Here is a 13,961-nt window from a genome sequence, read left to right as displayed (position 1 = left end):
CGGCGCGTGCGGCTTTTAGCGTGCTGCCGGAGCAGGATCAGAGCCGGGTGTCGAAGGACTCGCAGAAGACGTTCTCGTTGAACGTCCCCTGGAATTCCGACCTGCCCATGATCTTTTCGATGGTCGCCCGAATGGCCTCGCGCGATCCGGCGTGCGCGTTGATGGCTGTCTTCACCATCGGCACGTCAATCAGGTGGTTGGGCTGGTTGAGCGAGACGAACACGGTGGGGACCTCGGTGACGTACCACGGGATCTCGGCGGCCATCGGTGAGGACCACTTGATCCGGATGGCTGCCTCCTGGGCGAAGCCCTTTACATTGGCGAACACAAAGGCGGCATCGTACTTGTCCGCGTAGTCCCCGGTGGCTTCCTCGGAGATGACCGACATGAAATTCACGCCGGTCTCCCCCTCCGCTTCCCGCTGGTCCGCCGTCTTGAACAGGTGCACCTCGAAACCGGCGTGTTCCAGCTCCTCCTTGACGGTGTCCAGGTAGGCCAGCGGGTCCGCGCGGGTGAAGTCCGAACCGCCGGAGATGCCGTAGAGACGGATCCGCTGGTGCGTGTCCGGGGTGATGGGCAGGTTGTGGGCGGTGTCCTTGACCAGGGTGACGGTCTTGTCCGCAATCTCCGCAGCGATGGCCCGGTGCGCGTCGCTTCCGATCACGCCGAGTGCTTCCGCCGGCGGCACCAGCCCGTTGCGGGCCTTCCGGTGCAGCCCAAGGCTTGCCTTGAGCCCCAGGATCCGGCGCAGTGCGTCGTGCAGGCGCTGCTCGGTGATGACGCCGGACTTGTAGCCGTCCAGCATGTAGCCGAAGTCTTCCGCGGGGTTGCGGAAGAACAGGAACATGTCGCAGCCGGCGGCAATGGTGGCCGGGACCAGGTCCTTGCGTTTCATGGCCTGGGTGAGGCCCACCATCTGCGAGGCGTCGGTAAGGATCAGCCCGTTGAAGCCGAGCTCGCCGCGGAGCAGGTCCTGGAGCAGTTCGGGCGCCAGCGTGGCCGGCCGGATGTCCTTGTCCGCCAGGCCGGGACGGAAGTGGCGGGAAAGTTCCGGCGCACCGATGTGCCCGATCATGATGGACTGCACGCCGTGGCCGATCATTTCCCGGTACACGTGCCCGTAGCTCCGGTTCCACTCCTCGTAACCGAGGGTGTTGTAGGACGTGACCACGTGCTGGTCGCGTTCGTCCACGCCGTCGCCCGGAAAGTGCTTCATGGCGCAGGCGGTGGGCGACTCGCTGATGCCGTCGAAGTACTCCTTGGCGCGCTCCACCACGATCTCCGGTGTGTTGCCGAAGGCCCGGGTGGAGATCACCGTGTTCCGCCAGTTGTAGTGGATGTCCACGATCGGCGCGAACGCCCAGTTACAGCCCAGCGCCGCGGTTTCCACGCCGGCAACCTGCCCCATCTGCCGGGCGATGGACTTGTCCGGATGCGAGCCGGCCTGCAGGTGCGTGGACACAAACGTGCCGTCGTCGCAGCTTCCGGCTCCCCCCATTTCCGGGTTCGAGGCCACCAGCAATGGGATGCGGGTCCTGGACTGCGCGTAGCGGATATGTTCCTGCACCGCGGCCGAGGTGCCCGGCCGGTAGCGCATGCCGCCCACGTGGTAGTTCTCCAGGACGCCGTCCAGGTACTCCGGGGAGTAGTCGTTGTTGTGGTTGATGAACAGCTGCCCGATCTTTTCCTCGAGGCTCATCCCGGTGATCGTGGAATCCACCCACGCCACGGCGTCGTCGTCGAGGTTGAACGGCGCGGCATGGAGGTCGACGTCGAACCGGCGCGGCTGGGTGCCCGCCGCGCCTTCGCTGCTCCGGGCGGGAGTTACGACGGCGGCGGCAATGCCTGCGAGCGCTTCGGTCACCACCTGGCTGACAGGGGCTGCGATGTCGACGACGATGCCGGCTTCGTCGGCGTCGAGCGGTTCCAGCGTTGCGAGCTGCGAATCAAGGAGGGCAGGCGGCATGAAGTGGCCGGTGCGCCCTTCAGTGCGTGCCCGGAGCACTTCTTTGCTGCCGTGAAGGTGCAGGAACACGGTGTCCGGTGCCTGCTCCCGGATGGCGTCGCGGTAGCTGCGCCGCAGGGCAGAGCACGCGAGCACCAGTCCGCCGTCGCCGGCGTTGGCCAGCTCCGCGCCCACGGTGGCCAGCCAGGGCCACCGGTCCTCGTCGGTCAGCGGCGTGCCGGCCGCCATCTTGGCCACGTTTTCCACGGGGTGGAGGGAGTCGCCGTCGAGGAACGGTACGCCCAGTTCGCGGGCCACGAGGTCGCCGATGGTGGTCTTGCCGCAGCCGGAGACCCCCATGACGATGATGCGGTGCTTTGCTGCGCCGTGCGGTGACACAGCCCGGGCCTCACCAGTCATGGACGGTGCCGTCAACAAGGCGGTTGTACGGGAGGTAGGCCTGCTGGTACGGGAACGCGGCCGCGGCTTCCTCGTTGAATTCGACGCCGATGCCGGGCTTGTCCCCCGGGTGCAGGTAGCCGTCCACGAACGTCATGGACTGCTCGAAGACCTCGTTGGTCTTGTCCGAGTGCTGCATGTATTCCTGGATGCCGTAGTTGTGGATGGCCAGGCCTACATGAAGCTGCGCGGCGAAGCCCACCGGGGAGATGTCGGTGGGGCCGTGGAAGCCGGACTTGATCTGGTACTGCGCGGCGAAGTCCATGACCTTCTTCAGCGGGGAGATACCGCCGAAGTGCGTGGAGGCTGCCCGGACGTAGTCGATCAGCTGTTCCTTGATGATGGTCTGGTAGTCGTACACGGTGTTGAAGATTTCCCCGATGGCCAGCGGGGTGGTGGTGTGCTGGCGGACCAGGCGCAGCGCCTCCTGGTTCTCGGCCGGGGTGCAGTCCTCGAGCCAGAACAAGTCATAGGGTTCCAGCGCCTTGCCCAGCTTGGCGGCCTGGATCGGGGTCATGCGGTGGTGGCCGTCGTGCAGCAGCGGCAGTTCCGGGCCGAACTCGTTCCGGACGGCTTCAAACACGCTGGGCAGGTGGCGCAGGTACGCGCGGGTGTCCCAGTCCTCTTCCACCGGGAACGCGCCGCGGCCGGCGGGCTCGTAGTCGTAGCGCTCACCGGAGGCCTGGGCCTGGGCGGCCACACCGTAGACGGCCTTGATGCCGGGAACGGCGGTCTGGATGCGGACCGACTTGTAGCCGAGTTCCAGGTGCTCACGGACGGAGTCGAACAGAGAGGGAATGTCCGCGCCGGAGGCGTGTCCGTACGCCCGCAGGCCGTTGCGGGAAGCCCCGCCGAGGAGCTGGTAGACCGGCATGCCGGCCATTTTGCCCTTGATGTCCCAGAGCGCCATGTCCACGGCTGCGATCGCGGCCATGGTCACCGGGCCGCGGCGCCAGTAGGAGCTGCGGTACAGGAACTGCCAGGTGTCCTCGATCCGGTGCGGGTCCTTGCCGACCAGCAGCTGCGCAACGTGTTCCTTGAGGTAGGCGGCCACTGCGAGCTCGCGTCCGTTCAGGGTGGCGTCACCGATGCCGGTCACGCCGTCCTCCGTGGTGATCCGGAGGGTCACGAAGTTGCGGGACGGGCTGGTGACGAAAACTTCTGCTGCAACGATCTTCATGAACTTCAGCTGTTCCTTCCAGGAATCAGGTGGGCAGGTGTGACGGTCTTGGACGACGTGTCCGTGGTGAAAGTTCCGCTCAGGCCGGCTACCAAGGCAACGACCTGCGGGTCTTCGCCCAGTTGCGGGCTGATGAGGTTGAGGAGGGCGGCCACCCTCTCAGTGCCGCGGGCCCTGTTTGCCGCGCCGATTGCCGCGGAGAACGGGTCCTGAATCTCGTTGCGAACGGCCACGAAGTCGATCCAGGCGGCCAGCATAAGGGCGCTGCCGGCACCGGAGCGGCCCTCGGATCTCTCGGCCGCGAGGACCGGGAGTGCCCGCATGCGGAGTTTCGTGGTGCCGTCGGCGGCAATTTGCGACAGATGATGCGCGATGCGGCCGTTGCTGAACCTGCCGCGGAGTGCATCCCGATATTCCGGGATGTGAAGATCGTCGCCCTGAAGATGCGCCGCCGCCTCGTCCCAAAAGGCTTCCACAGCCTTCCGGCACCCTGGATCTTCGAGTGCCTGGGCCACCGTGGTGTGCCCCCGGAGAAGACCGGCATATGCCAGGAGCGAATGGGCACCGTTCAGGAGCCACAGCTTGCGGTTCTCGTAGGGTTCAATATCGTCCACCAAAACGGCGCCGGCGTCCTCCCAGCGGGGCCTGCCCTTCGGGAAATCCCCGCTGATGACCCAGTCCCGGAATGGTTCCGCGACCACAGGCGAGCTGTCCAGGTAGCCGCACGCCTGCTCCACCTCGGCGATGTCCGCATCGGTGGTTCGCGGAGTGATCCGGTCCACGGACGTGCTGACAAAACTGACGTTCTCCACGATCCAGCGTGCAAGCTCGCCGTCCCAGGCCTCCGCCATTCCCGTGACGGCGCGGCGGGCAACGTCTCCGTTGCCTGAGAGGTTATCGCAACTGACGACGGCGATCGGCCCCGCCCCGGCGTCCCTGCGGCCGGCGAGGGCCGAGACCAGCCGGCCCAGCGGCGTCATGGGTTTCCCCCCTTCACCGGCAGCATCAGCCAGCAGGGCCAGATCGCCGGCAACACCGGCAACACCTGCGTCGAAGCTGCCGTCCGAAGCCAGGCCGTACGCCGCCTCCGTGATGGTCAGCGTAACTATGGCGGTCGCCGGCTCGGAGACGAGTTCGCGGAGGCGCCCGACGTCGGCTCCGTCCACGGCTTCGGCAATGCTTCCGATGACTTCGAAACTGTCCCCGCTGCCGGAACGCTCGATCAGCGTGAACAGCCCGTCCTGCGCGGCCAGCGCCACGGCTGCATCGGGCCGCCGGCCGGTGAACGCCGCGATGCCCCATTCGGCACCGTCGCCGGCATGTTGCGTGTACCAGGCCTCGTGCGAACGGTGGAATGCTCCGAGGCCCAGATGTACGATCCGCACCGGGGCCTTGGGCAGCGGCATCAGCGCACGGTTCAGCACCGGCACTTTGTTGGCGCTCACAGCTTGAACACCCTGCGCGGAGAGGCATCCACGATGTCCACGATCAGCTCGCGGGCGCGTTCTTCGCTGATCCGGTGCTCGGCCACAAGCCGCGCCAAAAATGAGGACTCGATCCTGCGCGAGGTGTCGTGGCGGGCCGGGATGGAGCAGAACGCGCGGGTATCGTCGATGAACCCGGAGGACCGGGAGAAGCCGGCCGTTTCCGTCACCGCCGCCCGGAAGCGCAGCATCGCATCCGGCGCGTCCAGGAACCACCACGGAGCGCCTATGTACACGGACGGATAGAAACCCGCCAAAGGCGCCAGTTCCCGCGAGAACACGGTCTCGTCCAAGGTGAATAGCACAAGGTGGAAGTCCTTGGCGGTGCCGAAGTCCTGTAGCAGGGGCCGGATAGCCTCGGTGTAGTTCACGGCGAACGGAATGTCGTGACCCGTATCCGCGCCAAAGGCCTCGAAGGTGGGGCCGTGATGGTTGCGGTACGAGCCGGGGTGGATTGTCATGACCAGTCCGTCTTCCACGGACATCCTGGCCATCTGGTACATCATGTGGGCCTCGAATGCCTCGCGGTCCTCCGGGCTGGCTTTGCCCGCCCGGGCGCGCTCAAACAGCCGCTCCGCGTCGGCGGCGTCCAGCTTCAGGGTTGCGGGCGTGCGGACGCCGTGGTCAGCGGACACCGCACCGTTTTCCACGAAGTGGCGCCGTCTTGATTCCAGTGCACTGATGTAGCCCGCATATCCGGACGCACCCGAACCGCCGACGCCGATGAGGCGTTCCACGTTGTCCTGCCATTCCGGATGGGCGATGTTCACGTAAGGGTCCGGACGGAAGGTTGGCAGGACGCGGCCGGCGAAGGCGGGGTCCGCGGCCAGAGCTGCATGGCTGTCCAGGGAGTCCAGCGGATCGTCCGTGGTGGCCAGCACCTCAATGTTGAACTCTTTGAACAGCTGCCGTGGCCGGAATCCCGGTTCGGAAAGTTTGGCCGAAATAGCGTCGAAGATCCTGTCGGCGTTCTCCGCGGTCGGTTCGTCGTGCAGGCCGAAGACGTGCTCGAATTCCTGCCGGATCCAATAGCCGGAGGCCGTGCCCTCAAAGTCAGGCCACGCGGCACAGAAGTTGCGCCAGACCTGGCGCGAGCCCGCGGCGGATTCGCCGAGGCCCAGCTGGTCCATCGGGACACCCCCTGCGTGGATCAACCTGGTCACGTAGTGGTCCGGTGTGACCAGCAGGGCCGCGGGATCGGGGAAGGGCAGGTTCTGTTCAATCACCGCAGCGTCTACGTGTCCGTGCGGGGAGATGATCGGAAGACCCTCCACCAGGTTGTACAGCGAGCGGGCTATGTCCCGGACGCCGGGCTCCGCAGGAAGGAGCCGGTCCGGGTGGGCTGCCATAGAGTGCACCATGGTCTCAGCGTGCCCCTGCCCCTGCGGTAAGCCCGGCGAGAGCCGCCGTGCGCCGCAGATAGTCAAGGTTCCCGGCAGTACGTTCGGCCAGGGGAAGCTCCGTGGAGAAGTCTTCCACCGTGACCCAGCCGTCGTAGCCATGGGCTGCCAACGCCTTGAAGTATTCAAGGACGCTGCCCTGTCCGGACTGCAGCGGTGCCCATTCGTTCTGGAACACTGCGGCACCGGAGGCATCCCTCTCATCCCGGCGGACCCAGACGGCGTTCTTGACGTGGATATGCGCAAGGTACTCCCCCAGCAGTTCGAAAGCCGGCAGGTAGTCTTCCTGCCCCTCGATCAGCAGGTTGCCCAGGTCGTGGATTACTCCCACGTGCCGGGGATCCAGGCCTTCCAGCAGACGCCGGGCCGATGAAGCTGACGCCGTAATGGTGCGGTGGTGCAGTTCAACCAGCGCCTTCACCCCGTGGTGGGCAGCACGTTGCGCTACCCATTCGAAATCCCGGCGGGCCGCGTCAAACAGGACAGGATAGGGGATGCCGCTCGGCTCTTCGTTCCCCCAACCGGCAGACCCCAGCGGCAGGGTTGTCACACGAACCTGGCCCGCACCCAACGCGGCGGTGGCCGCCAGCATGCGTTCGACGTCGTCGTGGTTGTCACACCGCGCGTAGCCACCGATACCGGAGAACTCCAGGCCGGCATCGCGGGTGATGGAGGCGATCCGCTCCAGGTTGCCTTCAAGGCCGGTCATGGGGATGGTGGCTTTGTTGCCGGCCCAGAAACCGGGCTCGGGCGCCTCTGCCTGGTCCGTGATCCGCCATTCGATCCCGTCCCAACCCTGCGCGGCCAGGTTGGTGACGGCTTCCTCCGGAGTCCAGTCAGGCGTGGAGGCAGTGAATACTGAGAATTTCATCGCGTCAGGCGCTTTCTGTCGAAGTGGATCCTGCACGGACTTCAAGGTCGTTGTACTTGCCCGCCAGGACGTCTTCGAAGAGGACCGCCTGGTTCAGGGTGGCCGACACATAGACGGCGCGCACGGTGGCCAGGGCATTGACTGCATCGCTCACGGTCACGCCAGGCTGGCGGCCCTCGGCGATGGCTCCCAGGATGTCGCGGTACTGACGGACATGCCCGGCCGGATACACCGTGGGATCCTTGGCCTCATAGTCCTCCGCCGGGTACTTGGACAGTTCCTCCCGGGCCTGGTTCCCGCCGCCCTGCAGCCCCATGTCGGCCGAAGCGCCGCCGGCGTCCCTGGCGTGGAAATACTGCAACTGGTCATTGTCCACCACCGCGGAGCCTTCCGAGCCCATCAGCTGCACTCGGACCGTCAGGCCCGGGTAAGCGGCTGTTGTGGCATGCAGTACTGCCAGGCCGCCATTTTCGAAGGTCACGGTGGCAACGGCCGTGTCCTCCACCTCGATGCGTTCATGTGCCAGGCGGGCTGTGTGCGCATGGATTTCCACCGGCCGGCCCATGAACCACAGCAGCAGGTCAACCGTGTGGACGCCTTGGTTCATCAGGGCTCCCCCGCCGTCCATGGACCACGTACCGCGCCAGTCGCCGGAATCGTAGTAGCCCTGCCCGCGCCACCACGCAACGGAAGCGATGGCCGAGGTCAGCCGGCCAAAACGGCCCTTTGCGACTGCGTCCGCAACGGCCACGCTGGCCTGGTCAAAGCGGTGCTGGCTGATCACCGAAGCAACGACGCCCTGCCGCGCTGCTTCGGTGGCCGCCGCCTCGATCTCCTGGGCGCGGCTCAGATCGACGTCCAGCGGCTTTTCGATGACCACATGCTTGCCGGCCGCAAGGACTTCGAGGCCCTGCTGGATGTGCAGTCCGCTGGGAGTTGCAAGGGCCACCAGGTCAATGTCGGCCGCTGCGAAGGCGCCCTCCAGGGAGGTGTGCACGGAGGGCCTTGGCCTTCCGCTCGACTCGATGAAGTCCGCCAGCGACTCGGCCGCATCGGGGATGGCGTCAACCAGCGCCACGATGCTGGTTCCGGGGAATTCCTGCAGGGCAACCGCGTGGGTGCGGCCGATGACGCCGCACCCGGTGATGGCCACCTTCAATGTCTGACTCATACCGTCTGGACTCCTGCTTCTGCTGTGACTTTGGCAAACGCCCGGGCGGCAATGCCGAACGCCGTGGGGCCGGAAAATCCGCCGAGGCCGTGAGCGCCGGCAAGATGCGGTTCAAGGGAAGCGAAGCCGTTGAACCCGTCAGCTTTAAGAGCCTCCACGGTGCGCAGCACGTCGCCATCACCCTCGCCTGCGGGAACAACATGCCCGTTTGAAAAGAGTGCGTCCTTGACCTGCAGGTACTCCAGATGCGGGCGCAACTTCTCGTAAGCCTCGTCAAAGGGCTTCACACCTACCTGCACGAAGTTGGCCGCATCCCAGGCCACCTTCAACGCCGGCGAGTTCACGGATTCGATGATGTCGAGCACACGGTCCGGAACATCCCCGAAGATGTCCTTCTCGTTCTCATGCAGGAGGATCACCCCTTCTTTCTCGGCCACGTCGGCCAGCGCACGCATCCGCTCCAGGACGGCATCGCGGATGCTGTCCACCGGCACGGATTCGCCGTAGTAGAAGGAGAAGATGCGGATGTACTTCGCGTCCAGGACCTTGGCTGCGTTGGCAGCCCGGCGCAGGCGCTCCACTTCGTGCTCCACCGGAAGGCTGACATCGACCTTGCCGATCGGCGAGGCAATCGCCGACACCTTCATTCCCTTTGCCGTCAGCAGGTCGGCAAGTGAACGGAGCTGGTCATCGGACAGGTCCACGATGTTCGTGCCCCAAGCGCTGCGCACTTCGATGTGGTTGGCGCCCAGCGCCTGCAGCACGGCGATCTGGACGGCGGGGTCGTCGTCGATCTCATCCCCGAAACCCGACAGGGGCCACGAGGCCTGAGTGGTTGAAACCATGGTTACTTAACTCCTCCGGCGGTCAGGCCGCCAACTAGATAACGCTGGAAAATCAGGTACAGAATGACCACGGGTGCCGCGCAGACAAGTGCGGCGGCCATCATCTGGCCGTAGTACGGGATAGCGCCTCCTTCTTGGGAGGCCCCGAAAATCTGCAAGGCAACGGCGGCCGTCTGGCTTTCCGGCCGGGTCATCACGGATGCAAACAGGACGTCGTTCCACCCCAGCAGGAACGCGAAGATGCCCGAAACTACGATGCCTGGCCAGCTCAGGGGCAGGATGATCCTGAACAGGACGCCGAGGTTGCTGGCGCCGTCGATCCGGGCCGCTTCCTCGAGTTCGCGGGGAAGCCCGCGAAGGTAGGTGACCATGACCCAGGTGGAGAACGGCATGGCGAACGTCAGGTACGTGACGAACAACCCCCACTGCGTTCCGATCACTTGGATGCCGAGGTACGTTGCAGCCGAGGAGAACAGCACAAACACGGGGAGCACCATCAGGGTTCCGGGCACCGACTGCAGGGCAAGGAGCCCGCGGAGGATCGTGAGACGGCCCCGGAAGGTGTAGCGCACCAGGACGAATGCCGTTGACACGGACATGGCGGCCGAGACAACCGCCGTTGCGCCGGCCACGAGGACACTGTTCGCCAGTCCCGTCGCCAGGCCCACGCTGGTCCAGATCTTCGAGTAGTTCTCAAGGGTGAAGCTTGAGGGCCAGAACTCACCGTTGGCTACACCGATGTCCGAGTTCACCGAGGCAAGGAAGATGTACAGCACAGGGATCAGGACAAGGGCACCAAGGAACACCAGAATAAATGCGAGGAGCGGACGGGGCAGCAAGCGTGTCACTTCATGCTGCCGGGACGACCCGGGCCGGAGAACGGCGGCACTGGTGTTACCGGCTTTACGGACCCTGCCGGCGGTGGAGGTGCTCATTTCTTGGCTCCAGGTGACTCGGCGTCGTCGAGCTTGACGGCGCGAAGATAAACAAACAGCGGAATGGCGATCAGCACCAGGGAGACGAAAGCCATGGCGGCGCTCAGGCCGAAGCGGAAGCTTTGGAAGCTGGTGACGTAGGTAAGGATGGGGAGCACTTCGACGTCCGCTGGAGCCGGGACTCCGAACAGCACGAAGGGAAGAGTGAAGTTGTTGATGTGGTGCAGCATGCCGATCAGGAAGGCGAGGGCAAGCGGTCCCTTAAGGTACGGGAAGATGACGAATCGAAGCTTGTTCCACCACAGGGCTCCGTCCAGTGCTGATGCCTCATGGACCTCGTGGTCCACGGACTGCAGTCCGGACAGCGCAAGCAAGTAGATAAACGGCCAGGAGGCCCAGATCTGGACCAGAACCAGCGTCCAGAAGGTCTGGGGCCCGTTGAGCCACAGCCCTGTTTCGATGCCCACGGTTCCCAGGGCCTTGTCCACGATGCCGTCCGGCTGGAACATGGTGCGCCAGATCGTCGCGACCACAAAGGACGGGAGCACGTACGGGATCAGGAAGATGGACCGGACCACGGCGCGTCCCCTGAAAGCATTCTGGGTTGCCACGGCAGCCGCGATTCCGAGCGGAAGTGTGACCACCATGGCCAGCAGGGAATAGCTGACGCTCAGCCAGGTCGCGTGGAGGAGCGGCGACGAAGTGAGCGCTTCGACGAAGTTCTCCACGCCGATGAACGGTGAACTGATCCAGCGGCGCAGCGTGTACTGGTCCAGGTTGAGGGTGGACATGTAGATGCCCAGCACAAGCGGCACCACGATGATGATGAACATCAGTGCCCCGCCCGGGATGAGCATCCACAGCGGGCGGTTGCGTTCACTCAGGCCCTTGCGGCGGCCCTTGCTCTCGCCGGCAGGCGGCGGACCAGCCACGGAAGAGGCGGTCCGGGAGGCCCGGGTTGCGGCGGAGTCCGCCGCAACCCGGACTTCATTGGAAGCGTCTGTAGACATCAGAACTTATCCCTTGGCAGCCCGGTCAAGGGACGCCTGGCCCTTGGTCTGGGCGTCCTTGATCCGAGCCTCGAGGGCTGAGTCGTCGAGCCTGCCGCTGGAAAGATCCGGAATCGACTGAACAGTGACGTTGAGCAGGCCGAGCTGGATGTCGCCCCAGGCACCTGTAAACGGGGTGGCCTTGGACTTTGCGGCGGCATCGGCGATTGGCTTCAGCTTGGGATCAGTGAGGCTGGCCAACGCCTCGGCGTTTGCCGGCAGGTCGCCGAAGGTCTTTTGATAGTTCAGCTGCTCCTCTTTCGAGGTGATCAGCTTGATGTAGGCGAAGGCGAGATCCTTCTCCTTCGAGTAGTCAGCCACCACGAGGTTATCCCCGGAGAGGATGCTTGCGGCTTCCCCGCCGTCACTCTTGGGGCTGGATTCACCCGGAGCGGTGGTGGGCATCAGTGCGTATTCGTACTTCCCTGCCACGGCCGACTTGTCCAGCGTCGGGATGGAGCTCGACGTCGTCATCATCAGATATCCGGCTTTTCCGCTGGCAAAGGCAGCAACGGCGTTGCTGTTGCTCCACCCGACGGAGGCAGGGTCCACGACTTTGTCGTCGGTCAGCCAGCCGAAGTAAGTCTCGTAAGCCTTCTTGACGGTGGGATCATCCATCTTGAGGTTATTGCCGTCCACCAGCGGATTGCCGGCCTGAACTGACATGGCCCAGATGAACTTCCACGGGTCATAGGAGTCCTTGTAACCGGTGGCGATGCCGAACGTGCCGCCCTTGGTCATTTTCTTCGCCTGTTCAGCAAGCTCGTCCCAGCTGGTGGCAGGCTTCTCAATGCCTGCAGCCGCCAACAGCTCCTTGTTGTAAGCCATCACGAAGGGGCGGCTGACGAAGGGGATGCCGGCCTGGTGCCCCTCGTCCGGGCCGGAGATGCCCAGGGCTGCGGGGTTGAAGCGGTCCTTGCCGCCGACCTTCTTCCAGTCGTCGTCGGACAAGGTCACAAAGGCTTTGGTGGCGAAGGCGGTCGGCGTGAACGTGGTGCCGAGCCCGTAGACGTCCGGGCCCTGCCCTGAAACCACGGAGGTCTGGATGCGCGTCAGCTCGTCGTTGGCCGAGGCGAAGGTTTCAAACTTCACGTCGGCCCCGGTCTCTGCTTTGAACTTGGCCGCGATATCGCTTTGCCACTTCTTCTGCTGCTCCGGGTACTGGCTCAGGACGCCGACCAGGACATTGAGGGTCTTACCCGTGCCATCCACCTTTCCGTCGGCGTTTGTTGAACTGCCAGTAGTGCCTGAGCCCGCGCCGCAGCCGGTCATTGCCAAGGCCGCAGCCGTAACGATTGCCGCAAGCCCGGAAGACGATCTAAACCTCATTGTTTTCTCCTCTAGGACACCCACATGGCCACAACGTCATGTGGCGCACATCACTGCAGGCGATTCGGAACCCAGTCTAGAGACGGGGCAACATTGCGGCAAGCGATTGCCAAAAGTTGCCAAAAGTGTTGAGATGATAGCCATAGGCACTGCACCCAAGCCCGCCGCGCACACTGCCCGGGGCGATGCGTCGGCCCCATGAAAGGACTTATCCATGAGCTCTGCGGTGGTGGATGCAGGGGAGAACGGGTCGGCGGACCGCAGGCCCCCCGCCGAAAGAATGCCAACAATCAAGGACGTAGCCGAGCTGGCCGGAGTGGCCACCTCCACGGTTTCGCGCGCATTGTCCAAGCCGGACCGCGTAAACCGGCACACCCGGGAACGGATCGAAGAGGCCGCGGCCCGGCTCAACTACGTGCCCAGCTCGCAGGCGAGGGGACTCAGTTCGGGTCGCACCGACACCGTAGCGGTCCTGGTGCCGGACATCACCAACCCCTTCTATTTCGACATCATCCGGGGGACGCAGCACCAGCTCAAGGCCGCCGGTCTCACCCAGCTCCTGGTAGACACTGAAGAGTCCAGCGAGATGGAGCTTGAGGCCCTTCACAAAATGCGGCGGTCAGCGGACGGATTTATCCTGGCGGCATCGCGCCTGACGGACGCGCAGCTTGCCGAGGTGTCCGGTTCGCAGCCGCTGGTTACCATCAATCGCGCCTCAGCGAACGCGCCCACCGTGGTGATCGATACGCCGTCCGCCATGATCCAGGCACTGGAACACCTCGTCTCCCTCGGCCATCACCGGATCTGCTACGTGAGCGGCCCGCCGACGTCGTGGTCCAACTTGCGGCGCTGGAAAATCTTCGAGGAGGACTCCGCCCAAAGAGGACTCGAAACGCACAGGATCGGCCCCTTCACGCCGAAAACCACGTCCGGGGCGGCAGCCGCTGACGCCGCCGTGCGCACCGGGGCCACGGCATGCATCGTCTTCAATGACCTGCTGGCCATAGGCATGCTGCAGCGATTGCGCGAGAGGGGCATCCGCGTGCCCGAAGACATGAGCATTGTGGGATGCGACGATATTTTCGGCGCTGATTTCTGCAACCCTCCGCTGACAACCATTTCTTCACCGATCGAGCAGGCTGGCCGCGTTGCCGTTTCGATGCTCCTTTCACAGTTGAATCCGCTCCACGGCGGAACCACCCGGCGCCTGGCCGTGATGCCCACCCACCTCACGGTCCGCGGCTCCACGGGGCCTGCGCCGGAGCCCGGCGCGCGGTAGTGCCCGGCCGGATT

11 protein-coding genes are annotated in these 13,961 nt (G+C 64.7%); 1 reads left to right on the top strand and 10 read right to left on the bottom strand.

All coding sequences use genetic code 11. The features are described from left to right. Window positions 1-37 precede the first annotated feature (37 nt). Genes ACSQ12_RS02765 through ACSQ12_RS02720 form a run of 10 tightly spaced genes read right to left on the bottom strand, consistent with a single transcriptional unit; the run spans window position 38 to window position 12,668 of the window. On the bottom strand, window positions 38-2,365 hold the full coding sequence (locus ACSQ12_RS02765; RefSeq protein WP_436064240.1) for a gluconokinase, GntK/IdnK-type: 2,328 nt from the start codon (window positions 2,363-2,365) through the stop codon (window positions 38-40). Continuing rightward, window positions 2,355-3,584: a D-mannonate dehydratase ManD gene (manD, locus tag ACSQ12_RS02760; RefSeq protein WP_436064239.1), complete on the bottom strand. Its 1,230-nt coding sequence runs from the start codon at window positions 3,582-3,584 to the stop codon at window positions 2,355-2,357. The genes ACSQ12_RS02765 and manD overlap by 11 nt, the downstream gene beginning before the upstream one ends. Window positions 3,585-3,589: 5 nt before the next feature. Continuing rightward, window positions 3,590-4,990, bottom strand: coding sequence for a mannitol dehydrogenase family protein (locus ACSQ12_RS02755; protein ID WP_436066920.1), 1,401 nt, complete (start codon window positions 4,988-4,990; stop codon window positions 3,590-3,592). A 35-nt stretch (window positions 4,991-5,025) separates the two neighbouring features. Next, a complete protein-coding gene (uxaC, locus tag ACSQ12_RS02750; protein WP_209747640.1) occupies window positions 5,026-6,429 on the bottom strand; it encodes a glucuronate isomerase in 1,404 nt (467 codons plus the stop codon). Between the two features lie 4 nt (window positions 6,430-6,433). Next, window positions 6,434-7,339 (bottom strand): sugar phosphate isomerase/epimerase family protein, encoded by a 906-nt coding sequence (locus ACSQ12_RS02745; protein ID WP_436064238.1) that lies wholly within the window; start codon window positions 7,337-7,339, stop codon window positions 6,434-6,436. Between the two features lie 4 nt (window positions 7,340-7,343). Beyond that, a complete protein-coding gene (locus ACSQ12_RS02740) occupies window positions 7,344-8,510 on the bottom strand; it encodes a Gfo/Idh/MocA family protein (RefSeq protein WP_436064237.1) in 1,167 nt (388 codons plus the stop codon). After that, entirely contained in the window at window positions 8,507-9,355 is an 849-nt protein-coding gene (locus ACSQ12_RS02735) for a sugar phosphate isomerase/epimerase family protein (RefSeq protein ID WP_436064236.1), read from the bottom strand. Before ACSQ12_RS02735 ends, ACSQ12_RS02740 begins: the two co-directional genes overlap by 4 nt. Window positions 9,356-9,357: 2 nt before the next feature. Continuing rightward, window positions 9,358-10,290 carry a carbohydrate ABC transporter permease gene (locus ACSQ12_RS02730; protein ID WP_436064235.1) on the bottom strand — a complete coding sequence of 311 codons (933 nt, stop codon included), beginning with the start codon at window positions 10,288-10,290 and terminating at the stop codon, window positions 9,358-9,360. Then, window positions 10,287-11,300 carry a carbohydrate ABC transporter permease gene (locus ACSQ12_RS02725; protein WP_436064234.1) on the bottom strand — a complete coding sequence of 338 codons (1,014 nt, stop codon included), beginning with the start codon at window positions 11,298-11,300 and terminating at the stop codon, window positions 10,287-10,289. Before ACSQ12_RS02725 ends, ACSQ12_RS02730 begins: the two co-directional genes overlap by 4 nt. Before the next feature lie 6 nt (window positions 11,301-11,306). Beyond that, a complete protein-coding gene (locus ACSQ12_RS02720; RefSeq protein WP_436064233.1) occupies window positions 11,307-12,668 on the bottom strand; it encodes an ABC transporter substrate-binding protein in 1,362 nt (453 codons plus the stop codon). Window positions 12,669-12,882: 214 nt separating this feature from the next. On the opposite strand from ACSQ12_RS02720, the gene ACSQ12_RS02715 reads away from it, so the two are divergent. Then, on the top strand, window positions 12,883-13,947 hold the full coding sequence (locus tag ACSQ12_RS02715; RefSeq protein ID WP_209747653.1) for a LacI family DNA-binding transcriptional regulator: 1,065 nt from the start codon (window positions 12,883-12,885) through the stop codon (window positions 13,945-13,947). The last annotated feature ends 14 nt before the right edge of the window (window positions 13,948-13,961 follow it).

The sequence above is a fragment of the Arthrobacter sp. LjRoot14 genome, from assembly GCF_964253905.1.
Lineage (GTDB): Bacteria > Actinomycetota > Actinomycetes > Actinomycetales > Micrococcaceae > Arthrobacter.
This window is presented reverse-complemented; position numbering and strand designations above follow the sequence as displayed.

What these genes read in the sequence shown, in the direction of transcription:
- ACSQ12_RS02740 (WP_436064237.1), bottom strand. Translation starts at nt 8,510, where the DNA reads ATGAGTCAGACATTGAAGGTGGCCATCACCGGGTGCGGCGTCATCGGC.
- ACSQ12_RS02725 (WP_436064234.1), bottom strand. Translation starts at nt 11,300, where the DNA reads ATGTCTACAGACGCTTCCAATGAAGTCCGGGTTGCGGCGGACTCCGCC.
- ACSQ12_RS02715 (WP_209747653.1), top strand. Translation starts at nt 12,883, where the DNA reads ATGAGCTCTGCGGTGGTGGATGCAGGGGAGAACGGGTCGGCGGACCGC.
- uxaC (WP_209747640.1), bottom strand. Translation starts at nt 6,429, where the DNA reads ATGGTGCACTCTATGGCAGCCCACCCGGACCGGCTCCTTCCTGCGGAG.
- ACSQ12_RS02730 (WP_436064235.1), bottom strand. Translation starts at nt 10,290, where the DNA reads ATGAGCACCTCCACCGCCGGCAGGGTCCGTAAAGCCGGTAACACCAGT.
- ACSQ12_RS02745 (WP_436064238.1), bottom strand. Translation starts at nt 7,339, where the DNA reads ATGAAATTCTCAGTATTCACTGCCTCCACGCCTGACTGGACTCCGGAG.
- ACSQ12_RS02720 (WP_436064233.1), bottom strand. Translation starts at nt 12,668, where the DNA reads ATGAGGTTTAGATCGTCTTCCGGGCTTGCGGCAATCGTTACGGCTGCG.
- manD (WP_436064239.1), bottom strand. Translation starts at nt 3,584, where the DNA reads ATGAAGATCGTTGCAGCAGAAGTTTTCGTCACCAGCCCGTCCCGCAAC.
- ACSQ12_RS02765 (WP_436064240.1), bottom strand. Translation starts at nt 2,365, where the DNA reads ATGACTGGTGAGGCCCGGGCTGTGTCACCGCACGGCGCAGCAAAGCAC.
- ACSQ12_RS02755 (WP_436066920.1), bottom strand. Translation starts at nt 4,990, where the DNA reads ATGCCGCTGCCCAAGGCCCCGGTGCGGATCGTACATCTGGGCCTCGGA.
- ACSQ12_RS02735 (WP_436064236.1), bottom strand. Translation starts at nt 9,355, where the DNA reads ATGGTTTCAACCACTCAGGCCTCGTGGCCCCTGTCGGGTTTCGGGGAT.